Here is a 21,459-nt window from a genome sequence, read left to right as displayed (position 1 = left end):
GCCCCGGCGGGGTTCACACCATGAAGCTCTCGCCGCACCCGCACGCGCCCTTGGCGTTGGGATTGGCGAACACGAACCCGGCGGTGAAATCGTCCTCGACCCAATCCATCGTGCTGCCGACGAGATAGAGCACGCTGGCGCCGTCGATGTAGAAGGTGCCGCCCGGGGTTTCGATCTTCTCGTCGAACTTCGCTTCCTCGGTCACGTAGTCGACCGAGTAGGCAAGGCCCGAGCAGCCCCGCCGCGGGGTCGACAGCTTGACCCCGATTGCGCCCTGCGGCGCCTTCGCCATCAGCGCGGCCACCCGCGCCTCGGCGGCGGGGGTGAGGATCACGGCGGCGGGGCGCTTGCGGATCGGTGTGTCGGTCATGGCAGCTTCTTCTCCCAGAACTGGGCGTTCCCCATCGCGGGATCAAGCGCATACTGGCCGTAGCCGAGCGCGGAGTAGAGCGCGATCGCCGACGCGTTGCCCGACAGGACCTCGAGCGTGACCTTGCAGGCGCCGCGCGCCTTCGCCTCGGCCTCGATCGCGGCAAACAGGGCCTTGCCGATGCCCTTTCCGCGGTGGCCAGGCAGCACGGCCACGTCGTGCACGTTGACCAGCGGGCGCGCGGCGAAAGTCGAGAACCCGGTCAGGCAGTTGGCGAGGCCCACCGGTTCGCCGTCCACCCGCGCGATCAGCGAGAACGCGCCGGGATGCGCGGCGAGCCGCTCGACGAGGCGCGCGCGCACCTCGCCCGCCAGCGGCTCGCCCCCGCCCATCGGATCGCGGGCATAGGCGTCCAGCAGGTCGACCACCGCCGCGGCATCCGCCGGGTCGGCATAGTCGGCGCGCGTGACGGTCAGTTCGGGGGCAAGCGCGTCGCTCACAGCATGCCCAGTTCGAGCCGCGCTTCGTCGGTCATCTTGTCGGGGCCCCACGGCGGGTCCCAGACGAGGTTGACCTCGGCATCGCGTACCCCGGGCACCGCGCCGACGCGCAGTTCGACCTCGCCCGGCATCGATTCGGCGACCGGGCAGTGCGGAGTGGTGAGCGTCATCGTCACCTTGGCATCGGCGTCCTCGCTCACCTCGACCGCGTAGATCAGGCCGAGATCGTAGATGTTCACCGGGATCTCGGGGTCGTAGATTTCCTTGAGCGCCTCGACCACCGCCTCGTAGAGGTCGCCACCCGGCTCGCCGGCGTGCGCGACGTCCGGCTTCTTGGCGAGGAACCCTTCAAGGTAGTCGCGCTTGCGCTCGAAAGTCTCGCGGGGGGACTCGTCCGCGTCCGCCGCGTCGGACACGCGGGCGCGGGGCGGCTTGACCACCTCCTCATTCGGCGCGGGCGCGGCGACCCAGGTCTTCTTGACGTCGTCGGCGTCGGTTTCGGTGCTCATGCGAAAATCCTGCGTCACGAGAATATCCTCCGGGCGCGCTCGATCCCGCGGACCAGCGCGTCGATGTCGTCCTGCGAGCTGTAGAGCCCGAAGCTGGCCCGCGCGGTGGCCGACACCCCGAGGTGCTCCATCAGCGGCTGCGCGCAGTGGTGCCCCGCGCGGATCGCGACGTTCTCCTCGTCGAGAATCGTGCCGAGGTCGTGCGGGTGAACGCCCTCCATCGTAAAGCTGACGATCCCTGCGCTGTCCTCGGGACCCAGCAGCGTCACGTCGTTCATCGGCCGCAGCGCATCGCGCAGCGAACGGACCAGCCCGGCTTCGTGGGCATGAATGGCATCGAGGCCGATCGCGTCGACGTAATCGCACGCGGCGGCAAAGCCGATCGCCTCGACGATCGCGGGCGTGCCGGCTTCGAATCGCTGCGGCGGCGGAGCGTAAGTCGTGAAGGGGAACGTGACCTTGTCGATCATCGATCCGCCGCCCTGCCACGGCGGCATCGCGTCGAGCAGATCCGCGCGGCCCCACAGCGCACCGATCCCGGTCGGGCCATAGAGCTTGTGCGCACTGAAGGCATAGAAATCGCAGCCGATCGAAGCGACGTCGACCGGCATTCGCGGCACCGCCTGGCAGCCGTCGAGCAGCAGCTTCGCGCCAACGGCGTGCGCGAGGTCCGCCGCGCGCGTCGCGTCGAGCGTCGAGCCGAGCACGTTCGAGACGTGCGCGAGGGCGACCATCGTGTGTTCCGGCGTGAGCATAGCTTGCGCCGCGTCGAGGTCGATCCGGCCGTCGTCCGTCAGCGGGCAGACATCGACCTGCCACCCGGCAAGCTGCCAGGGGACGATGTTCGAATGGTGTTCGAGCGTCGAGAGCAGCACCCGGCCCTTTTCGGGGTAACTGTAGGCGACGAGGTTGATCGCCTCGGTCGCGCCGCGGGTGAAGACGATCTCCTCCTCGGCCCCGCCGACGAACGCCGCGACCCGCCGGCGCGCGGCCTCGTAGCCGAGCGTCATCTGCGCCGAGCGGCCGTAGACCCCGCGGTGGACGGTTGCGTAATCGGTCCCGAGCGCGCGGGTGACCGCGTCGATCACGCCCTGCGGCTTCTGCGCCGTGGCCGCGGTGTCGAGATAGTGCCAGCCGCCGGCAAGACCGGGAAATTCGCTCTTGCGGTCAATGGCGGTCATCTGGTTCACGCCCGCGCCTCCAGCGGCGACAGCGCCGCTTCGAGCAGGGCATCGGGTTTACCGTGCGCGGCGAAGGCATCAGCGACAAATGCACGCACGAGCAGCGCCCGCGCGGCTTCGGGCGGCAAGCCCCGGCTCGCCATGTAGAACCGCGCCGCCTCGTCCATCTGGCCGACCGCGGCGCCGTGGGCGCACTTCACGTCGTCGGCGAAGATCTCGAGCTCGGGCTTGGCATTCGCGCTCGCCCCGCGCTCGAGCAGAAGGCCCTTGAAGCTCTGCGCCGCATCGGTCTTCTGCGCGTGGCGCGCCACCGCGATCCGGCCGAGGAAATTGCCGGTCGCGCTGCCCCAGTGGACCGCGCGCACGACCTGGTTGCTCGTCGCCCCTGGCTCGGCGTGGTTCACGCGGGTGACAATCTCGCGGGTCGCCGCGCCCCCGCCAATGGTCACCCCGCCGAGTTCGAAATGCGCGCCGTCGTGCAGCGTCACCTCGACCTCGAGCCGGGTATAGGCCTGGCCCGAGAGCACCGCGAAGATCTCCGCCCGCGCGCCCGCGCCGACATCGAGCCGAACGCGGTGGATGCCGGCGTGCGCATCGCCCAGGATCAGGTCCTTGGTGCGCGTTTCGCCCGGAGCCAGCGTCACCGCGCGCCAGGCGTCGAGGTCCGCCGGCGCCAGTGTCTCGAGCGCCGCCGGATCGGCATAGCGCCATTGCTCGTCGCGCGTCGTGGGCAGCGTCCCGAGGCTCATTTCGCGCCCCCCCGCTTGCGCGCGAGCGCGGCGATGCCCTGTCCGCGATACTGCGTCATGCAGGTCTGCAGCCCGTCGAGGTGGGCGCGCATCCTCGCCTTCTTCTCGTCCTCAGTCCCCTTGCCATCGGCGATCGCCTTCAGTTCGGGGTAGGCGGGCTTGACGCACGACAGCGTGGCATAGCAGCCGATCGCGTCGATCTCCTCGTCGCCCGAGGACCTGACCGTCTTGCACGCGAGCTTGTCGCCCACCGCGCCCCAGCCGCCGCGCCAGTCGCGCAGCTTCTCAGCGATCTTGGGCACTTGCGCGGCGACCCCGGGATCGATCCTGGAGCGATCAACGTTGGCAGGCGCTCCGGCCGGCGCGGCCTGGGCCATGATCAGCAATGCGGGGGCGAGCCAGCCCATCACGCCGCCACCGCCGCTTCGTAGCCCTCGCGCTCGAGTTCGATGGCGAGTTCGGGGCCGCCCGACTTCACGATCCGGCCCTTCGACAGGATATGCACCTTGTCGGGCTGCACGTAGTCGAGCAGGCGCTGGTAGTGGGTGATCAGCAGCACCGCCTTGCCGGGCGCGCGCATGATCGCGTTGATCCCCTCGCCGACCACCTTGAGCGCGTCGATGTCGAGGCCCGAATCGGTCTCGTCGAGCACCGCCAGCTTCGGGTCGAGGATGCCCATGTGGACCATCTCGGCGCGCTTCTTCTCGCCGCCGGAAAACCCAACGTTCACAGCGCGCTTGAGCATCTCCATGTCCATCCGCAGCAGCCCGGCCTTCTCCTTGGCGAGCTTGAGGAACTCGCCGCCGGTGAGCGGCTCTTCCCCGCGGGCGGCACGCTGCGAATTGAGCGCTTCGCGCAGGAACTGGACGTTCGATACGCCCGGGATCTCGACCGGGTACTGGAAGCCGAGGAACAGTCCCGCCGCAGCGCGCTCGTGCGGATCGAGCGCGAGCATGTCCTCGCCGTCAAACGTCACCGAGCCTGCCGTCACCTCGTAGCCGGGACGGCCGCCGAGGACATAGGCGAGCGTCGACTTGCCCGCGCCGTTCGGCCCCATGATCGCGTGCACCTCGCCCGCGCCGATCTCGAGCGAAAGGCCGCGGAGGATCTCGGTGTCGCCGACGGTGGCGTGGAGATTTTCGATCTTGAGCATGGTCATGAGGTCAGTCCGGAAAAGTTGGCCACCGCTTGCGCGATTTCAGCATCGAGCTTGCGGCCCGCTTCGGCCTTGGCACTGGCAGTCGATGCGGCAGCGGCGCGGTTCTCGCGCACCCGCTTGATCTGCGCGCCGCAGAACGCGCGCGCCTCGATCACCTTGGCATTGAGGTCGGATTGCGTGGGCGAGGTCGCGCTCGCCAGCAGGCAGCCGCGCAGGCGCCCCTCGGCAATGTCGGCGGGCACGCTCTCCGCGAATGCGGGCGCGGCAAGGCTCGCGAGAGCCAGCGCGGCGATGAAGGGCCGGGTCATTCGCGGTTCTCCCGCGGGCGGCGGTTGGGCCGCTCGTAATGCTGGTTGGGATTTTCCGCGGCGTGCCTGCGCGCGGCGGTCTTCTTGTCGGCGATCCGCTCGCGCATGACCTCGGTGATGCGGGCGAGCACGGCGTCCATGTCGTCGAGCACGTCGGCGGCTGCAATCCGCATCACGCGGATGCCGACCGCCTCGAGGCTCTTGTCGCGGCGGGTGGCGAGCGCAGGATCCTGCCCCTCCTCGTCGAGCATGATCGCCAGCCCCAGGTTGGTGCTGCCGAAATCGACGATCGCGCTGCCGATCACCGTATGGCGGGTGAACTTCCACCTGCCGAAATCGGCCTTGGCAAACTTTTCCGCGAGCGCCTTGTGCGCGGGGCTCGAATGCCGCCGCTTCTCGCGCGCCATGTCGTGCAGCGCATCGAGACGCTTTTCGGAAATCTCCCACCCGCGCCCCTTCTTCCTGATCGCGGGCGCGGCGTCGGCGGTCTCGGACGGATCGCGGAGCTGGAGGGTCTTGCGCTCGGTCATCCCACGCTCCCTTCAAGGCTGATCGCCAGCAGCTTCTGTGCCTCGACCGCGAACTCCATCGGCAGCTCTTTCAGCACTTCTTTTGCGAAGCCGTTGACGATCAGCGCCACCGCTTCCTCCTGCCCCAGGCCGCGCTGCATCGCGTAGAACAGCTGGTCGTCGCTGATCTTGCTGGTGGTCGCCTCGTGCTCGATCTGCGCGGTGGGGTTCTTGACCTCGATGTAGGGCACGGTGTGCGCGCCGCACCTGTCACCGAGCAGCAGCGAATCGCACTGGGTGAAGTTGCGCACGTTCTCGGCATTGGCGGCGACGCGGACGAGGCCGCGGTAGGTGTTGTTGCTCTTGCCCGCCGAAATGCCCTTCGAGATGATCGTCGAGCGGCTGCCGCTGCCGTTGTGGATCATCTTGGTGCCGGTGTCGGCCTGCTGGAAGTTGTTGGTCACCGCGACCGAGTAGAACTCGCCCACGCTGTCCTTCCCGTTGAGAACGCAGCTCGGGTACTTCCACGTCACCGCGCTGCCGGTTTCGACCTGGGTCCAGCTGATCTTGGACCGCGCCCCCTGGCATAGCCCGCGCTTGGTGACGAAGTTGTAGATCCCGCCCTTGCCGTTCGCATCGCCGGGGTACCAGTTCTGCACGGTCGAGTACTTGATCTCGGCGTCTTCCATCGCGACCAGCTCGACCACCGCGGCGTGGAGCTGGTTCTCGTCGCGCATCGGCGCGGTGCAGCCCTCGAGGTAGCTGACGTAGCTGCCCTTTTCGGCGACGATCAGGGTGCGCTCGAACTGGCCGGTGTTTTCCGCGTTGATGCGGAAATAGGTCGAAAGCTCCATCGGGCAGCGCACGCCTTCGGGCACGTAGACGAACGTGCCATCGGAAAAGACCGCGCAGTTCAGGCAAGCGAAGTAGTTGTCGTGCTGCGGCACGACCTTGCCGAGCCACTTCTTCACCAGCTCGGGGTGTTCCTTGATCGCCTCGCTGATCGACAGGAAGATCACCCCGGCGCGCTTCAGTTCCTCGCGGAACGTCGTCGCCACCGAGACGCTGTCGAATACCGCGTCGACCGCGACCTTGCGCGCACCTTCCACCCCCGCGAGCACTTCCTGCTCGGCGATCGGGATGCCCAGCTTGTCGTAGACAGCCTTGATCTCGGGATCGAGCTCGTCGAGCGACTCGAGCTTGGGCTTCTTCCGCGGCGCAGCGTAGTAGTAGGCGCCCTGGTAATCGATCGCCGGGTAGCCGAGCTTGGCCCAGTCGGGCTCCTTCATCTCCTGCCACAGCCGGAACGCCTTGAGACGCCACTCGAGCATCCACTCGGGCTCGCCCTTCTTGGCGCTGATGAAGCGCACGGTGTCTTCCGACAGTCCCTTCTCGGCGAACTCGGTGTCGATCTCCGCCGACCAGCCGTGCTCGTAGTCGGCCGCCTTCGCGGCCGCCTCGCGGGCAGCGACATCGGTGATCTGGGTGTCGGTCGCGTCGTCGGTCACGCGGGTGTCTCCGGTTCGTAGTCCTGCGCCAGGCGGGTCAGTGTCACCCCGGCGAGGGCGCCACGGAGCGTCTCGTTGACGATCGGCCAGTGCGGGCGCACGCGGCAGTCGTGGTCGACCGCGCATTCGCCCCCGTCGATGCAGGCGGCGAGCGCGATGGGGCCTTCGACCGCCTCGACGATGTCGGCGAGGCTGATCGCCGCCGCCGGCCGGGCGAGTTGCAGCCCGCCGTGGGCGCCGCGCACCGAGCGCAGCAGGCCGGCGGCGGTCAGCTTGCTGACCACCTTGGCCACCGTCGGCGCGGGCAGCCCCGTCTCCACGGCGAGTTCGCCCGCACTTGTCCGTCCCCCGCCGCAATGGCGGGCCGCGGCGCTCATCGTGACGACGGCGTAATCGGCTAGGTTCGAAAGGCGCATGTCAATTCGGAATGATTCGGTCCGAATTGCACCTAGGCGTCGTGTCCCCCGGTTTCAAGCGGCGGCAGGGGCGCGACGTTGGGCTTGATCTCGCGGAAGTTGCGCACGTCGACGAGGGTGCGCAGGATCGTCTCGCTTTCCGCGAACAGGCGGGTGGGCGTTCGGCCCACGAATTCGCGGATCTCGCGGATCATGTGCGACTGGTCGTAAAACGCGTTCGTCAGTTCGGCCACCCGCTCGTCGGTCACGTCGGGTTCGGCGAGGAGCGCGACCACTCGCGTCGCACGGTAGGCGCGCACGAGGTGGCTCGGGCTCGACCCGAAATAGCGCGCGACGAGGCGCTGGACCTGGCGCGGGGAATAGCCGCACGCATCATACAGCGCCTGGACCGGCGGGTTGAGGTCGCTGCCGAGCCAGTCGGCGACGCGCCTGAGGACGTCCACGTGACCGCCTGGAACGGGCCGCAGGCGGGGGCGGATGAAATCGGAAAGCTGCCGGGCGAGCGCCTCGCCATCGGCCACGGGGTCGGCCTCGTAAGCCTCGCGCAGCGTCGCGCCCAACTCGTGCGCGCTCGGCCCCAGCACCTCCCCTGCGTCGTAGAGCCGATCGGCCGCCTCGTCCGCCGGAATCCCGGTCAGCGCCACCCAGCCCAGGGCGGACAGCGCGGCACCCAGAGCATGGAAGGGCCCCTCGACCTCGAACGGCGCGGCGACGGTGGTCGGCCCCTGAAGGGTGACCGGGTGCGATCGATCGACCCGGCCGTGCGGATAATACATCTGCCCCTTGCCGCGCAGGTAGACCTGGAACTGGCCCACGGCGGCGGGCTGGATGTCGCGGATGACCCGCTCGTCGCAGCGGAACAGGAAGAAGGTGGTCACGAAGGGCTGGAGATCGGCCGGAGGGGCGATGTAGGCGAGGCTCATCGCCTCGGGAGAGGTCAATGTCTCTTCAGCGATCTCGCGTTCGTCGCGCCACGCGGCGGCGTCGGTCGCCCGATCCATCGGTGTCTGCCCCTGTGTCTGTTCGCGCCCGCAGCAGCGATTACCCGTATCGGCGCGCGCTTTCAATGCGGCTGCCCGCAGACGGCGCGGACCCTCGGACTCCGGATGCCGGAAATGCGGACAGCCCGGCGACGCTGCGTCCGGATTAAAAAAGGGCGGCCCTGGCCGAAGCCGGGGCCGCCATTGAGTGGAGGAACTCGTTGCCAATGAAGCTTCGAGCCCTTCGGGTCGCAAGTGCGTACTAGACCGATTCGCTCGGGCGCGATTGTATGAAAGCGACGCGGAATCGGTCGGATCGATGACGATCGTTGTAAGGATTGGACATATCGGGCAACCATCTGTCGCCTCGACAAGCCACCCGCCCCCCGCCATAGCGGCGCCCCGATGCTCTACCGCCTCGCCGCTCCCGTGCTTTTCACACTCGGGCCCGAACGCGCCCACCGCCTTGCGATCGCCGCGTTGAAGGCTGCGCCAGCGCTGCCGCCGCCGACGCCCGGTCCGCTGGCGACGACCGTCGCCGGGATTGCCTTCGCGAACCCGGTCGGCCTTGCCGCCGGATTCGACAAGGATGCCGAAGTGCCCGACGCGATGCTGGGCCTCGGTTTCGGGTTCGTCGAGGTCGGCTCGATCACGCCGCGACCGCAGCCGGGCAATCCCAGGCCCCGCCTGTTCCGGCTGGCCGAGGACCGCGCGGTCATCAACCGGATGGGGTTCAACAACGGCGGCGCCGGGGCGGCGGCGGCGCGGCTCGCCCGCCGCAAGCGGCGCGGGACGATCGGCATCAACGTGGGCGCGAACAAGGATTCGCCCGACCGCATCGCCGACTACGTCAGCGGTATCGGGACATTCGCGCCGCTTGCCGATTACCTCACCGTCAACGTCAGTTCGCCCAACACGCCGGGCCTGCGCGACCTGCAATCCGAAGGCGAGCTCGCCGCCCTGCTCGCAGCCATCGCCGAAGCGCGGACCGCGGCGACGCCGCCCGTCTTCCTCAAGGTCGCGCCCGACCTTGCCGACGGCGATCACGAGCGGATCGTCCGCGCCGCGCTCGATCACGGGATCGCGGGGCTGATCGTGTCGAACACCACGATAACCCGCCCGCCCCTGCGATCCGCGCAAGCGGGCGAGGCTGGGGGGCTGTCGGGCGCGCCGCTGCGCGACCTGGCGCTCGAACAGATTCGCCGATTCCGCGCCGTCGCGGGAAACGCATTGCCGCTGGTCGGCGTGGGCGGGATCGCCAGCGCCGACGACGCCTGGGCGCGAATCCGGGCCGGGGCGAGCCTGGTCCAGCTCTACAGCGCGCTCGTCTATGAAGGACCGGGACTCGGCACCCGGATCGTGCGGGGGCTCGAAAAGCGCCTGCGCGAGAGCGGCTTCAGTTCGATTGCGGAGGCGGTGGGGAGCGAGTAGCACTGCCGCCATGTCGCTTCGCACAATGATGAGACTCAAGGTCCTCACCCCGTTCGCCGCCCTGTCGCTCCTCGCGGCCTGCGCCACCCTTCCCCCCTCTGCCGAGCCGCCCGCCGCGCTTGCCGGCAACGTCAGCGCCGCGGATCCGCGCGCGGAAGAAGCGGGGCTCGCGATGCTTCGCGCCGGGGGCAGCGCCACCGATGCGGCGATCGCCACGATGATTGCGCTGACCGTGGTCGAGCCGCAGAGTTCGGGCATCGGCGGCGGCGGCTTCCTGGTGCGCGGCGCCGCCGACGGCAGCGTGACCACCTTCGACGGGCGCGAGAAGGCGCCGGCAGGCGCCGGGCACGACTGGTTCCTCGAAGACGGCCAAGTTCCGCCGTTCGAGGTTTCCGTCAAGAGCGGCCTCAGCGTCGGCGTGCCCGGCAATATCGCGCTCGCGGCGAAGGCCCATGCCAAGTACGGCCGGCTTGCCTGGGCCAAGCTGTTCGAACCGGCGATCGCGCTGGCCCGGAACGGGTTCGCGATGAACCCGCGGCTGGTCCAGTCGCTGTCGCAGACGCCCGACCGCGCCGGATGGACCGCCACGGGCCGCGCGCTGTTCTTCGGCGCGGACGGCCAGCCCCTGCCGGCCGGCACGATCGTCCGCAACGAGGAACTGGCCCAGACCTTCGAGGCGATCGCCAAGGCCGGGCCCGGCGCGTTCTATCGCGGCCCGCGCGCCGAGGCGCTGGCAGCGACCGTGGCCGCCGCCACGCCGCGCCCGCGGCCGATGAACGCCGCCGACCTTGCTGCCTACGAGGCCAAGGAGCGGCCGGCGGTGTGCAGCCTCTATCGCGGCTACCGCCTGTGCGGCATGGGCCCGCCCACCTCGGGCGGCATCGCGGTCCTGCAGATCCTCGGAATGCTCGAGCGGTTCGACCTCAAGCAGCTCGGCGCGCGCAACCCGGTGACCTGGCACCTGTTCCTCGAGGCGCAGCGGCTCGCCTATGCCGACCGCGAACTATATCTCGCCGACAGCGACTTCGTCGCGGTGCCGGTCGCCGGGCTCGTCGACCCGGACTACGTCGCCAGCCGGTCGCGGCTGATCGATCCGGCGCAGACGATTGCCGATCCCCAGGCCGGGGTGCCGTTCGGCGCGCCGATCGCGCTCGCCGACGGCGACGAGCCCGAGGAGCACGGCACGTCCGATTTCGCCGCGGTCGATGGCAGCGGCACGATGGTCAGCTATACCTCGACGATCGAGAGCGCGTTCGGATCGGGGCTGATGACCGGCGGCTTCTACCTCAACAACGAGCTGACCGACTTCAGCCGCGCGCCGACGGTTGGGGGCAGGCTCGTCGCCAACCGGGTCGAAGGCGGCAAGCGGCCGCGCAGCTCGATGGCGCCGATGGTGATCTGGGACCCGGCGGGCCGGCCGGTGATCGCGGTCGGCGCGGCGGGCGGCAGCACCATTCCGGTGTCCACTGCGCGCGCGATCGTCGGCATGATCGATTTCGGGATGAGCGCCGAGGAGGCGCTCGCCCTGCCCTTCACGATGGCTTTCGGCGACACAGTCCTGCTCGAGAAGGGAACCTGGCTCGAATCGGCGATGCCGCAGTTCCGCGCGCTGGGGCACGCGAAATTCCGCACCGGCGAGGCCCCGATCAAGGTCAACGCGCTGCGCCGTACGCGGAACGGCTGGGAAGCGGGCCGCGAACCGCGGATGGAAGACCTGATCGATCCCCCATGAACGGGACGCTCTACGCACGGACCGTCCGCAGCTTGCCGCCGGGGTCGCGGGAATCTAGTCAGTGATCGGATGGGTAAGAGGGAGCCAGGGGCCTTGCAGCTGAGCGATATCGATTCGGCGGGCAATCTCGTCGAGCTGTTCCTCAAGCGTGCCGACGCGCGAAGCGCCCGGCCGTTCCTGGGCGCGCGCAAGGGTGGCGAGTGGCGCACGCAGACCTGGGGCGAAGTGGCCGACCAGGTCTGCCTGCTCGCCGAGAACCTGCGCAAGCTGGGCCTGGACGACGGGGACCGGGTGATGCTGATCTCGGAAAACCGGCCCGAATGGTGCATCGCGGACCTCGCGATCATGGCCGCGGGCTGCATCACCGTCCCCGCCTACACCACCAACACCGAGCGCGATCACCAGCACATCCTCGACAATTCGGGCGCCCGGGCGGTGATCGTCTCGACCGAGAAGCTGTCGGTGCCGCTGATCCCGGCGATCATGCGCTCGGGCCTTGCGGGGCACCTGATCCCGATCGACGGCGTGCGCCATTTCCAGAGCGGGCAGGTCTCCTGTCATCCGTGGAAGACGATGCTCGAGGGCGACGCGGCGACAGCGCGGGCTGCGGTCGAGGCGCGAATCGGCTCGATCGGGCGCGGCGACACCGCCTGCATCATCTACACCAGCGGCACCGGCGGCGCGCCGCGCGGCGTGCTTCAGCATCACGGCGCGATCCTGTGCAACGTGGCCGGTGCGGCGGAAATCCTGGTCGAGGATTTCGGGCTCGGCGACGACGAGCGGTTCCTGTCGTTCCTGCCGCTCAGCCATGCCTATGAACACACCGGCGGCCAGTACCTGCCGATCGCCTGCGGGGCGGAAATCTTCTATGCCGAGGGCCTCGAAAAGCTCGCCAGCAACATCGAGGAAACGCGCCCGACGGTGATGGTGGTCGTCCCCCGCCTGTTCGAGGTGCTGCGCACGCGGATCATGAAGCAGGTCGAAAAGCAGGGCAAGGTCCCCAACTACCTGATGACGCGCGCGTTGCAGATCGCCGCGCAGCCCAAGAAAAGGCTGCGCGACCGGCCCGCCGACATGATCATCGAGAAACTGCTGCGACCCAAGATCCGCCAGCGGTTCGGCGGACGGATTAAGGCGATGGTGTCGGGCGGCGCGCCGCTCAACCCCGAAGTCGGCAACTTCTTCGAGGCGATGGGGCTGACGATGCTCCAGGGCTACGGCCAGACCGAAGCGGGCCCGGTGATCAGCTGCAACCGTCCCAGGGCAGGTATCAAGATGGACACGGTCGGCCCGCCGATGCGCGGGGTCGAGGTGAAGATCGCCGAGGACGGCGAGATCCTCGTGCGCGGCGAGCTGGTGATGCACGGCTACTGGCAGAACAAGGCGGAGACCGAAAAGGCGCTCAAGGACGGCTGGCTCCACACCGGAGACATCGGCCACCTCGATGAAAAGGGCCGGATCGTCATCACCGACCGCAAGAAGGACATGATCGTCAACGACAAGGGCGACAACGTCGCCCCGCAGAAGGTGGAAGGGATGCTCACGCTCCAGCCCGAGATCGCGCAGGCGATGGTCAGCGGCGACAAGCGCCCGTACCTCGTCGGCCTGATCGTGCCCGACGCCGAGTGGGCGCTCGAGTGGGCCAAGGCGAACGACATCCGCTTCGACCTCAAGGAACTGCAGGACCTGCCGGCGTTCCGCAGCGCCGTGCGCGCGGCGGTAGACCGGACCAATCAGGACCTGTCGGTGATCGAGAAAGTGCGCCAGTTCGCCTTCGCCGACGAGCCCTTCAGCACCGACAACGAGGAAATGACCCCGAGCCTGAAAATCCGCCGCCACAAGATCCGCGAACGCTACGGCGACCGGCTGGACGCGCTGTACAAGGGCTGAAACAATCGTGCAGGGTCGCCTTTAGGGGGAGAGGACCGACCGGATGCTGAAGACTGTCAAGATCGCGCTCGTCGCCACCGTGGCCGCCTGGGGACTCGTCGGGGCGCTTGGAAACTTCGTCGACTGGGATGGCACCCGCGGCGCGGTCGCGGCGGCGACCTCGATGGCGACCTGGGAGGGCGGCGCCTCGTCATGGAAGGCCACGAGCAATCCGTTCGTGGTTCTCGCCGGAGCTGTCATGATCCCCGCGCTCAAGTTGACGAGTGCGGTGCTGTGCCTGCTGGGCGGATGGGCGATGTGGCGTACTCGTGACCGGGGGTACGAATTCGAGGCAGCCAAGCGCCTCGCGCTCGCGGGATGCGGCGTCGCAATGTTCCTGCTCTTCGCCGGCTGGATCGTGATCGCCGAGAGCTGGTTCGAGATGTGGCGTTCGGAGGCGATGCGCGGACCCGTGCTCGACTCGGCCTTCCGCTATCTCGGCTGCATTGCTCTCATTGCGCTGTTCGTCGGATTGCGGGACGATCGCCGAAGCCGCAGCTAGGCCGCCTCGCGATCGATGTATTCCGGGTAGAAGCTCGGCGCGCGGTCGCTCCAGCCCGGGGCGGTCGCGGCGGCTTCGCTCAGCGACTGGAGCAGCAGCTTGCGGCGGCTCGGCTTGATCTGCGGCAGCGCGCTGGCGGCGCAGAAGGCGCTTGGCAGCCACGGCCGCGCGTCGGCGCCGATCAGCCGCTCGTAGAGGAAGCGGAAGGCGGAGAAACTCTCGATCCGGTCCTGCGCGAGGTCGAACGCGGCGACGCGGGTGAGCTTGCCGATGAAACCCTCGACGCACTCGAAGCTGCTTTCCGCCGGGATCGAGGAACGCAGTACCTTGAGGTCCTGGTAGGCGACGTACTGGCTGCGGATCGCGGCGTTCTCGTCGGCGGTCCGCGCCCAGAGCTTGAAGGCGTCCTGCCGTCCCAGCCCGATGTCGAGGCTGCGGCGGATATAGCGTTGTTCGGCGGGCGTGAAGCTCGCGAACTCGCGCATCTCGGAAATCGTCATCGACGCGGCATTGGTGACGGCCATGGTCACTACCCCCCTGTTCGAAGAGGAACTTCGCCCAGGATGGTTAATTTCCCGTTAGCCTCGTGGCGGGACGATCACTCGCGGAAGCTTTCGCCCCAGATGGTGTAGATGAAGGTGGCCGACCAGGTGATCAGCATGAACCCGCTCAATGACAGGACCATGATCAGCAGCCGGATCGGCCCCGTCGCGTCGAGCTGGGTATAGCCCAGCGTGCCGAACGAGGTGCCCGCGAGATAGAGGAAATCGGCCGCGGTGCTGCCGAAACCCTCGCTGAGCGAGCCGTGTCCCTCGCCCGAGAGCACCAGCGCGAGTGCGACGGCGCCGACCGCGATCTCGACCAGGTGCAGCAGCGCCAGGCCCCAGAACGTCGCCAGCAGCCCCAGGTAGCGATGGTTGTCCTGGCTCGGCTTGAGGCGGCGGATCAGTTCGAGCCCGCCCACGTGGAGCCCGCCATAGGCGAGCAGCAGCAGGACGCCCCAGCCAAGCACGGTCAGTTCGGCGGTGGTCATGCAGGAACAATGGGCGCGGCGGCGCGGCGTTCCGGGAGTCTCGCACGCCTCCGCGAGGCGGCCCGTTCGCTAGATCAGTCCGGCCAGCGGGCTCGAGGGGTCGGCGTACTTGCGCGTCGCCATGCGTCCGGCGAGATATGCGCCGCGCCCGGCCTCGACCGCCAGCTTCATCGCCCGGGCCATGCGGATCGGGTCCTTCGCCTCGGCGATCGCGGTGTTCATCAGCACCCCGGTGCAGCCGAGCTCCATCGCCACCGCGGCATCGCTCGCGGTGCCGACGCCGGCATCGACCAGCACCGGCACCTTCGCGCCTTCGACGATCAGCCGGATGGTCACCCGGTTCTGGATGCCCAGCCCCGAGCCGATCGGCGCGCCGAGCGGCATCACGGCGACCGCGCCCGCCTCTTCGAGCTGCTTGGCCGCGATCGGGTCATCGACGCAATAGACCATCGGCTTGAAACCCTCGCCGGCGAGGACCTCGGTCGCCTTCAGCGTCTCGCGCATGTCGGGATAGAGGGTGCGCGCCTCGCCCAGCACTTCCAGCTTGACGAGGTCCCAGCCCCCCGCCTCGCGCGCCAGTCGCAGCGTGCGGATCGCTTCCTCGGCGGTGAAACACCCGGCGGTGTTGGGCAGGTAGGTGACTTTCTTCGGGTCGATGAAGTCGGTCAGCATCGGCGCGTTGGGGTCGCTGACGTTGACCCGGCGCACCGCGACCGTGACGATCTCGGCACCCGACGCCTCGAGCGCCGCGGCGTTCTGCGCGAAGTCCCTGTATTTCCCGGTGCCGACGATCAGCCGGCTGCGAAAGGTATGACCGGCCACGGTCCAGGTGTCCTCGTGATCGCCGCCGCCGACGAAGTGGACGATTTCCAGCGTGTCGCCATCGCCGAGCGCGACCTCGGCCAGGGTCGAGCGCGGGGCGATCTCGCCGTTGCGCTCGACCGCGACCTTCTCGGGCGCGAGGCCGAGTTCGCGGACGAGGTCGGCGACGGTCGCGGCGGTGGTACGGCGGCTTTCGCCGTTAACGGTCAGGGTCAGCGGTGCAGGCATTCCCGCCAGATAGCGAACAGCGGCACGCGCGCAAGTTGAGGATGTGCCCGGCGGACAGCAACCCGACGCCGATGATCGTCAGCACGGCCTCTTCGTAGCCGTGCGGCATCGCCAGCGCGCCGCCCATGAAGGTGAGGCCGGTCATCGCCGTGACGAAGGGGACCGGGCGCCGGTGACGCAGCGCGCCGAGGCCGATCGCCACCGCGGCGACCACCATCGCCAGCGCGAGGCCGACCTCGTGGATCAGGGGATTCTCGAACACGCTGCCGCCGATGCCGAGCGCGGACACCAGCACCAGCGTCGCCAGGCAATGCACCACGCACAGCGCGGACAGCGTGATGCCAGCACGGTCGAGGTTGCCCCGAATCGAGGTGATGAATGCATTCGCCATGGCCCGCCCCATGTATGTAACGCTGTATCGTTACGCAAGCTTGCACACTGTCGGCGCTTGCGATTCGCGCCCGGCGGACCCATGTGCGCGGCCGATGGAACCCTCCGCCGATCCCGCCGATCGCGCCAGGCCGCAGGCGCTCGCCCGCTGGCTCTTCGCAGTCGCCCTTCTCGTCGTCGCCATGGTCGTCGTGGGCGGCATCACCCGCCTCACCGAATCGGGCCTCTCGATCACCGAGTGGAAGCCGGTCACCGGCGCGCTGCCCCCGTTGAACGAATCGCAGTGGAAGGCCGAGTTCGAGGCCTACAAGCAGATCGGCGAATACCGCCAGGTGACCGGCCCGGCCGGGATGACGCTGGCCGACTACAAGTTCATCTATTTCTGGGAATGGTTCCACCGGCTGCTTGGCCGGGTGATCGGCCTTGCCTTCGCGCTGCCGCTGGCGTGGTTCTGGGTCCGCCGGGCAATCCCGGCGGGCTACAAGCCGCGCCTCCTGGCGCTGCTTGCGCTCGGCGGGCTGCAGGGGGCGTTCGGCTGGTTCATGGTCCGCTCGGGGATCAACGAGACATCGACCGACGTCAGCCACTTCTGGCTATCGATCCACCTGCTCACCGCGCTGTTCACGCTCGCCGGGCTGATCTGGACCGCGCTCGACCTGCGCGCGCTGGATCGCGATTCTGCGGCGCGACCCGCGCGGATGACCGGGTTCGCGGCGCTGACCGGCGCGGTGCTGTTCGTCCAGCTTCTTCTCGGCGCCTGGGTGGCGGGACTCGACGCGGGTCTCGCCTCGGACACCTGGCCGCTGATGCAGGGGCGGCTGGTGCCCGAATACGATTCCAGCCGCGGCTTCGCGTGGGCCGCGCTGCACGACCCGTTCCTGATCCACTTCCTCCACCGCTGGTGGGCATGGGTCGCGGTGGCATTCCTGATCGTGCTGGCACGGCGGGTGCGCGGGATCGAGCGGCGCGCCTCGATCGCGATCCATTCCGCCTTCGGCATCCAGATCCTGCTGGGGATCGCCACCGTGCTGACCGCGGTCGAGCTATGGATAGCGGTGCTGCACCAGTTCGTCGGCGCGCTCGTGGTGGCGGCAACCGTGTGGGGCCTGCACCTTCTCGGGCGCAGGGCATGAGCCTGGGCACCCCGGCCCTGATCTGGACCCCGATCGACACGGGCGAGAACGCCCGCGCCCTCGCGATTGCCGTCGTGGGCTCGGGGCTGGCGGCCTGTGCCAACGTCATCGGCCCGATCGAATCGCACTTCGTGTGGCAGGGCGCGATGCAGTCGAGCGAGGAATACGGCGTGCTGTTCAAGCTCGATGCCCGCACGCTCGACGCGGCGATCGCGATGGTCGAGGACCTGCATACCTACGATGTCCCGGTGGTAATCGGATGGCTGGCGGATCGCGCGCCGCCGGCGACCCTCGACTTCCTCGCCAACGGCCTTGCCTGACTTGCGGTATTATTTTACCTCCTCCGGAACCCGCCGTTTTGCTTGACTTGCGGAGCTTCGGACGCCAAAGGCGCCGCTCGCAGCGGCATGAGCCGCGCACGTAATTCGCAACCCTAAGGACCAGCCATGAAGGCGCTCAGCAAGACCACCCGGTCGATCAAGCCGGCCGAGGTCGAGAAGAAGTGGCACCTGATCGACGCCGAAGGACTCGTCGTCGGCCGCCTCGCCTCGATCGTCGCCAACATCCTGCGCGGCAAGCACAAGCCGAGCTACACCCCCCACGTCGACTGCGGCGACCACGTGATCGTGATCAACGCCGACAAGGTGCGGTTCACCGGCAACAAGCTGTCGGACAAGAAGTACTACAAGCACACCGGCTATGCCGGCGGCATCAAGGAAACGACCCCGGCCAAGGTGCTGGAAGGCCGTTTCCCCGAGCGCGTGCTCGAGAAGGCCGTCGAGCGGATGATCCCGCGCGGCCCGCTTGGCCGCCAGCAGATGAAGGCGCTGCATCTCTATGCCGGCACCGAACATCCGCACGCTGGCAACCAGCCCGAGACGCTCGACGTCGCTTCGATGAACCGCAAGAACAAGGTCACCGTGTAATGGCCGACGAAACCAACACCGTGTCGGATCTCGCCGACCTCAAGGACATCGCCGGCGACGCTCCGGCTGCAGAGGGCACCGCGCCCGTCGCCACCAGCACCGCGCCGCTGCGCGAGCAGGAGCTCGACAAGCAGGGCCGTGCCTATGCCACCGGCCGCCGCAAGGACGCCACCGCGCGCGTCTGGCTGAAGCCTGGCACCGGCAAGATCACCGTCAACGGCCGCGACCAGGAAGTCTATTTCGCGCGCCCGACGCTGCGCCTCGTCATTGACCAGCCGTTCGCGATCACCGATCGCCAGGGCCAGTACGACGTCGTCGCCACCGTCAAGGGCGGCGGGCTTTCGGGCCAGGCCGGCGCGGTCAAGCACGGCATCGCCCAGGCGCTGTCGAAGTTCGAGCCCGCGCTTCGCTCGACGGTCAAGGCCGCCGGGTTCCTGACCCGCGACAGCCGCGTGGTGGAGCGCAAGAAGTACGGCCGCGCCAAGGCGCGTCGCAGCTTCCAGTTCTCGAAGCGCTAAGCGTTTTTCCGCGACGGCGGAAAGGAAGGGCGGCCTCGCAAGAGGTCGCCCTTTTCGTTTGCCCCCCTGCGCGGGGTCAGCGCACCGGCGGATCGGTCCGCGGCACCGCGCCGACCGGGGCGACCGGTTCGCCGGGCCGGCGCGGCGGCATCGCGTCTTCGGGCACCGCGTCGATCTTCATCGCTTCGGTCGGGACGTCCTGGAGGTTGCGCGCCTCGACGCACAACCGGCCATCGGATTCGAAGCGCAGCTCGTTGAAGCTTTGCGGAGTGGAGCGGATCCGCTGCGAGAGCGTGCCCGCGCCGATCATCCGCACGGGCCCGTGGACCGTGTCCTGCGTCAGGTCGAACGGATCGTGGACGTGTCCCGTGAGGACGCCCGTGACGTTGCGCCGGGCCAGTTCGGCGAGCGCCCTCGTGCCGCCGTGGGTGAGCGCGGTGCCTCGCGTGCCGACCTCGACCAGCGGGTGGTGCGCGGCCACCAGCACGCGCTTGCCCGGCGGCAGCGCATCGATCGCGCCAAGGCACCGGGCGAGCGCCTCGTCGCTGATCCAGCCCTTCGACCAGTTGAGCCGCGGCTGCATCCGCGCGGCCGTCTTGAGCGGCACGATCGCGATGTCGGGAAGGTCGATCTCCTTCTCGATCATCTGCTTCATGCCCTGAAACCGCCGGTAGGGATCGAAGAACCGCTCCACGAGATTGAAGTAGGGCAGGTCGTGATTGCCGACGACGACCGTGACGGGAGCGGGCAGCGACAGGATCCACGCGCGCGCCGCGTCGAATTCGCGCGTGCGCGCGCGCATCGTCAGGTCGCCGGTGATGATGACCGCCGCCGGCTCCCGCGCCGCGATCTCGGCAGCGACCCAGTCGAGCGCGCGGTTGTGTTCGAGCCCGAAATGGATGTCGGACAGGTGAAACAGCAGCGTGCTATCGGCCATCCGCGATCCCAAGCAGATCGACGTCGAGCGTGTCGAGCGAAAACCGCACGGTCGCAGCGCCTTCGGACCGCTCGCCGTCGATCATCAGCGGGATCGGCTCGTCCTCGAGCGAGCGGCAGGTCACCGCGCGCGCGCGGCCCAGGTCGTCGTGCGGGCCGTCGCGGAAGTCACGCTTCAGGATGGCGAGCCCCTGCTGGACGTAATCGCCGAGGTTTTCGGCTCCGTATCCCTGGATCGCGATGCCGGCGGCGCGTGGGCACATCCTGATCCCGGCGTAGCCATCGTCCCGGCCCAGCGCCGGCCGTTCGAGCGCGACCATCGGCCCCACGGTGCTCGTTGCGGCGGCATCCCAGCCCTTGACGATCACTTCGCCGACGTTGGCCTCGCGCAGTTCCTCGCGCACGTCCGCCCACTTGGCGCCGGGGCCGGCGAGCAGTTCGCTGAGCGCGGTGACGCCATCGCCGCGGATGCAGGTGCGCCGCCGGACCACGAGTTCCCCCCGTCCCAGCATGGAGACAATCGCGCGCGCGTCGCGCTCGCCGAAGATTTCGCGCGCGAGGAGGTTGAACGTCCCGCCCGGAAGCGGGAGAACCGCGCCGCCGTATCCCTCGAGATCGCCGATCGTTCGGTTGAGGGTGCCGTCTCCGCCGTGGATGACGACCAGCCCGATGCCGAGCCGTTCGGCTTCGCGCGCGTCCGGCGTTCCGTGCTTGCAGTCGCGCACCTCGTCGGGCGCGGCGCCTGCGGCCCGCATACCCTCGACCAGGTCGCGCAGCACGTCGTCGTCGTGGCTTCCGCTCGAGCCGTTGTAGATCAGCCAGGTCGCGCCGCGCAGGTCCATGCGGGCAAAGCGTCGCTGGGGGTCCGCGGTTCCCGGCGGCGTCACACCCGCCGGGTGAGGATGAGCCAGACCGCGACCGCATTGAGCAGCGAGTAACCGAGATAGGCCCAAACGAGCCATCGCCAGCCTTCGGCAACGAGCAGAAGCGCGGCGAAGAGAAGCAGGAACTCGGTGGTCAGGGTGACCCTTCCGCCGAGCCGGTGAAGATACCACCGGTTCCGGCCGAGCAGGGGGTGGTCGCTGTGCATCACCGCGGCGTGCATCGCGAAATTGGCCACCCCGAGCAGGAAGATGAGCGTCAGCGGCATATGCGTGAATGTGGTGTGCGCCGGTCGGGCCACAATAGCCGTTGGTCCGGTCGATTACGCTTGTCGTCGTAACGACGGTGCCGTCGTCGAGCGATTCGGCGACCGCGTCGATCACGAACTGCACGCCGCCCGCCGGGGGCTATGTTGATTGCAGGGGGCCGAAAGGTGGCCACGCCACCCGAACCGAAACGAGGAGAGAAACCATGCGTACAACTCTTGCTGCCTTGGCCGCTCTGTCACTCGCCGCCACATCGGCGGCCGCTTCGGCCGAGGATCTCGTCATCCCGCGCGCCGATCTCGATCTTTCCAGCAAGCATGACCAGCGATTGATGGAGAACCGGATCGCGGCAGCCGCCCGCAAGTACTGCGGCGCGACCGCGGCCCGCACCGGGACCCGGATCCGCCATCCGGACGAGGCGCGCTGCGTCGCGGAGGCCAAACGGCTCGCCGGCGAACGCCTCGCCCTGCTGATCGACGAAGAGTCGCAAAAGGGCGGTTGATCCCCCAGCCGCCTCTCTCCCCCACCCGCGCGCTGCGGCG

28 protein-coding genes are annotated in these 21,459 nt (G+C 68.7%); 9 read left to right on the top strand and 19 right to left on the bottom strand.

From position 1 onward, the window contains the following. Positions 1 to 13: 13 nt before the first annotated feature. Genes N0B51_RS02885 through N0B51_RS02830 form a run of 12 tightly spaced genes read right to left on the bottom strand, consistent with a single transcriptional unit; the run spans position 14 to position 8,210 of the window. Positions 14 to 370, bottom strand: coding sequence for a HesB/IscA family protein (locus N0B51_RS02885; RefSeq protein WP_259960672.1), 357 nt, complete (start codon positions 368 to 370; stop codon positions 14 to 16). Next, positions 367 to 870, bottom strand: a complete 504-nt coding sequence (locus tag N0B51_RS02880; protein WP_259960671.1) for a GNAT family N-acetyltransferase — start codon at positions 868 to 870, stop codon at positions 367 to 369. The genes N0B51_RS02885 and N0B51_RS02880 overlap by 4 nt, the downstream gene beginning before the upstream one ends. Continuing rightward, the gene (locus tag N0B51_RS02875) at positions 867 to 1,379 is read right to left on the bottom strand and encodes an SUF system Fe-S cluster assembly protein (protein WP_259960670.1); all 513 of its coding nucleotides are present in this window, start codon (positions 1,377 to 1,379) and stop codon (positions 867 to 869) included. Before N0B51_RS02875 ends, N0B51_RS02880 begins: the two co-directional genes overlap by 4 nt. 14 nt (positions 1,380 to 1,393) lie before the next feature. Beyond that, the gene (locus tag N0B51_RS02870) at positions 1,394 to 2,560 is read right to left on the bottom strand and encodes an aminotransferase class V-fold PLP-dependent enzyme (protein ID WP_259960810.1); all 1,167 of its coding nucleotides are present in this window, start codon (positions 2,558 to 2,560) and stop codon (positions 1,394 to 1,396) included. A gap of 5 nt (positions 2,561 to 2,565) precedes the next feature. Then, entirely contained in the window at positions 2,566 to 3,309 is a 744-nt protein-coding gene (locus N0B51_RS02865; RefSeq protein ID WP_259960669.1) for a SufD family Fe-S cluster assembly protein, read from the bottom strand. Continuing rightward, positions 3,306 to 3,716, bottom strand: a complete 411-nt coding sequence (locus N0B51_RS02860) for a hypothetical protein (RefSeq protein ID WP_259960668.1) — start codon at positions 3,714 to 3,716, stop codon at positions 3,306 to 3,308. Before N0B51_RS02860 ends, N0B51_RS02865 begins: the two co-directional genes overlap by 4 nt. Next, a complete protein-coding gene (gene sufC / locus N0B51_RS02855; RefSeq protein ID WP_259960809.1) occupies positions 3,716 to 4,462 on the bottom strand; it encodes a Fe-S cluster assembly ATPase SufC in 747 nt (248 codons plus the stop codon). Before sufC ends, N0B51_RS02860 begins: the two co-directional genes overlap by 1 nt. Before the next feature lie 2 nt (positions 4,463 to 4,464). Further along, the gene (locus tag N0B51_RS02850) at positions 4,465 to 4,776 is read right to left on the bottom strand and encodes a hypothetical protein (protein WP_259960667.1); all 312 of its coding nucleotides are present in this window, start codon (positions 4,774 to 4,776) and stop codon (positions 4,465 to 4,467) included. After that, the gene (locus N0B51_RS02845; RefSeq protein WP_259960666.1) at positions 4,773 to 5,306 is read right to left on the bottom strand and encodes an endonuclease domain-containing protein; all 534 of its coding nucleotides are present in this window, start codon (positions 5,304 to 5,306) and stop codon (positions 4,773 to 4,775) included. Before N0B51_RS02845 ends, N0B51_RS02850 begins: the two co-directional genes overlap by 4 nt. After that, entirely contained in the window at positions 5,303 to 6,793 is a 1,491-nt protein-coding gene (gene sufB / locus N0B51_RS02840; RefSeq protein ID WP_259960665.1) for a Fe-S cluster assembly protein SufB, read from the bottom strand. The genes N0B51_RS02845 and sufB overlap by 4 nt, the downstream gene beginning before the upstream one ends. After that, a complete protein-coding gene (locus tag N0B51_RS02835; protein ID WP_259960664.1) occupies positions 6,790 to 7,209 on the bottom strand; it encodes an RrF2 family transcriptional regulator in 420 nt (139 codons plus the stop codon). The genes sufB and N0B51_RS02835 overlap by 4 nt, the downstream gene beginning before the upstream one ends. A 32-nt stretch (positions 7,210 to 7,241) precedes the next feature. Then, positions 7,242 to 8,210, bottom strand: a complete 969-nt coding sequence (locus N0B51_RS02830) for an AraC family transcriptional regulator (protein WP_259960663.1) — start codon at positions 8,208 to 8,210, stop codon at positions 7,242 to 7,244. A gap of 384 nt (positions 8,211 to 8,594) precedes the next feature. Between N0B51_RS02830 and N0B51_RS02825 the strand changes: the two genes are divergently transcribed. From N0B51_RS02825 to N0B51_RS02810, 4 genes are all read left to right on the top strand, one after another. Then, a complete protein-coding gene (locus N0B51_RS02825; RefSeq protein ID WP_259960662.1) occupies positions 8,595 to 9,620 on the top strand; it encodes a quinone-dependent dihydroorotate dehydrogenase in 1,026 nt (341 codons plus the stop codon). Positions 9,621 to 9,630: 10 nt separating this feature from the next. After that, complete coding sequence (ggt, locus tag N0B51_RS02820) at positions 9,631 to 11,352, top strand: gamma-glutamyltransferase (RefSeq protein WP_259960661.1); 1,722 nt, start codon at positions 9,631 to 9,633, stop codon at positions 11,350 to 11,352. A 69-nt stretch (positions 11,353 to 11,421) separates the two neighbouring features. Then, a complete protein-coding gene (locus tag N0B51_RS02815) occupies positions 11,422 to 13,242 on the top strand; it encodes an AMP-dependent synthetase/ligase (RefSeq protein WP_259960660.1) in 1,821 nt (606 codons plus the stop codon). Positions 13,243 to 13,285: 43 nt separating this feature from the next. Then, positions 13,286 to 13,783 (top strand): DUF2165 family protein, encoded by a 498-nt coding sequence (locus N0B51_RS02810; RefSeq protein WP_259960659.1) that lies wholly within the window; start codon positions 13,286 to 13,288, stop codon positions 13,781 to 13,783. Here the strand turns inward: N0B51_RS02810 and N0B51_RS02805 are convergent. From N0B51_RS02805 to N0B51_RS02785, 4 genes are all read right to left on the bottom strand, one after another. Next, a complete protein-coding gene (locus tag N0B51_RS02805) occupies positions 13,780 to 14,307 on the bottom strand; it encodes a hypothetical protein (protein ID WP_259960808.1) in 528 nt (175 codons plus the stop codon). The genes N0B51_RS02810 and N0B51_RS02805 overlap by 4 nt on opposite strands. A 74-nt stretch (positions 14,308 to 14,381) precedes the next feature. Beyond that, positions 14,382 to 14,816: a hypothetical protein gene (locus tag N0B51_RS02800; RefSeq protein WP_259960658.1), complete on the bottom strand. Its 435-nt coding sequence runs from the start codon at positions 14,814 to 14,816 to the stop codon at positions 14,382 to 14,384. 69 nt (positions 14,817 to 14,885) lie between these two features. Continuing rightward, on the bottom strand, positions 14,886 to 15,866 hold the full coding sequence (thiS, locus tag N0B51_RS02795; RefSeq protein WP_311201820.1) for a sulfur carrier protein ThiS: 981 nt from the start codon (positions 15,864 to 15,866) through the stop codon (positions 14,886 to 14,888). Then, positions 15,838 to 16,257, bottom strand: coding sequence for a MerC domain-containing protein (locus tag N0B51_RS02785; protein WP_259960657.1), 420 nt, complete (start codon positions 16,255 to 16,257; stop codon positions 15,838 to 15,840). Before N0B51_RS02785 ends, thiS begins: the two co-directional genes overlap by 29 nt. 94 nt (positions 16,258 to 16,351) lie before the next feature. On the opposite strand from N0B51_RS02785, the gene N0B51_RS02780 reads away from it, so the two are divergent. From N0B51_RS02780 to rpsI, 4 genes are all read left to right on the top strand, one after another. Further along, a complete protein-coding gene (locus tag N0B51_RS02780) occupies positions 16,352 to 17,389 on the top strand; it encodes a COX15/CtaA family protein (protein WP_259960656.1) in 1,038 nt (345 codons plus the stop codon). Next, positions 17,386 to 17,709, top strand: coding sequence for a divalent-cation tolerance protein CutA (gene cutA, locus N0B51_RS02775; protein ID WP_259960655.1), 324 nt, complete (start codon positions 17,386 to 17,388; stop codon positions 17,707 to 17,709). The genes N0B51_RS02780 and cutA overlap by 4 nt, the downstream gene beginning before the upstream one ends. Positions 17,710 to 17,835: 126 nt before the next feature. Continuing rightward, positions 17,836 to 18,315, top strand: a complete 480-nt coding sequence (rplM, locus tag N0B51_RS02770) for a 50S ribosomal protein L13 (RefSeq protein ID WP_259960654.1) — start codon at positions 17,836 to 17,838, stop codon at positions 18,313 to 18,315. Further along, positions 18,315 to 18,833: a 30S ribosomal protein S9 gene (rpsI, locus tag N0B51_RS02765; protein ID WP_259960653.1), complete on the top strand. Its 519-nt coding sequence runs from the start codon at positions 18,315 to 18,317 to the stop codon at positions 18,831 to 18,833. The genes rplM and rpsI overlap by 1 nt, the downstream gene beginning before the upstream one ends. 76 nt (positions 18,834 to 18,909) lie before the next feature. Here the strand turns inward: rpsI and N0B51_RS02760 are convergent, their stop codons facing one another. The 3 genes from N0B51_RS02760 to N0B51_RS02750 are packed head-to-tail and all read right to left on the bottom strand — an operon-like array spanning position 18,910 to position 20,919. Further along, complete coding sequence (locus tag N0B51_RS02760) at positions 18,910 to 19,770, bottom strand: metallophosphoesterase family protein (protein WP_259960652.1); 861 nt, start codon at positions 19,768 to 19,770, stop codon at positions 18,910 to 18,912. Continuing rightward, on the bottom strand, positions 19,760 to 20,656 hold the full coding sequence (locus N0B51_RS02755; protein WP_259960651.1) for a diacylglycerol/lipid kinase family protein: 897 nt from the start codon (positions 20,654 to 20,656) through the stop codon (positions 19,760 to 19,762). The genes N0B51_RS02760 and N0B51_RS02755 overlap by 11 nt, the downstream gene beginning before the upstream one ends. Then, the gene (locus N0B51_RS02750; protein ID WP_259960650.1) at positions 20,653 to 20,919 is read right to left on the bottom strand and encodes a hypothetical protein; all 267 of its coding nucleotides are present in this window, start codon (positions 20,917 to 20,919) and stop codon (positions 20,653 to 20,655) included. The genes N0B51_RS02755 and N0B51_RS02750 overlap by 4 nt, the downstream gene beginning before the upstream one ends. Positions 20,920 to 21,122: 203 nt before the next feature. Here N0B51_RS02750 and N0B51_RS02745 point away from each other — a divergent pair, with 203 nt between their 5' ends. Next, positions 21,123 to 21,419, top strand: a complete 297-nt coding sequence (locus N0B51_RS02745) for a UrcA family protein (RefSeq protein WP_259960649.1) — start codon at positions 21,123 to 21,125, stop codon at positions 21,417 to 21,419. The last annotated feature ends 40 nt before the right edge of the window (positions 21,420 to 21,459 follow it).

This window comes from Tsuneonella litorea (assembly GCF_025154015.1).
Lineage (GTDB): Bacteria > Pseudomonadota > Alphaproteobacteria > Sphingomonadales > Sphingomonadaceae > Tsuneonella > Tsuneonella litorea.
This window is presented reverse-complemented; position numbering and strand designations above follow the sequence as displayed.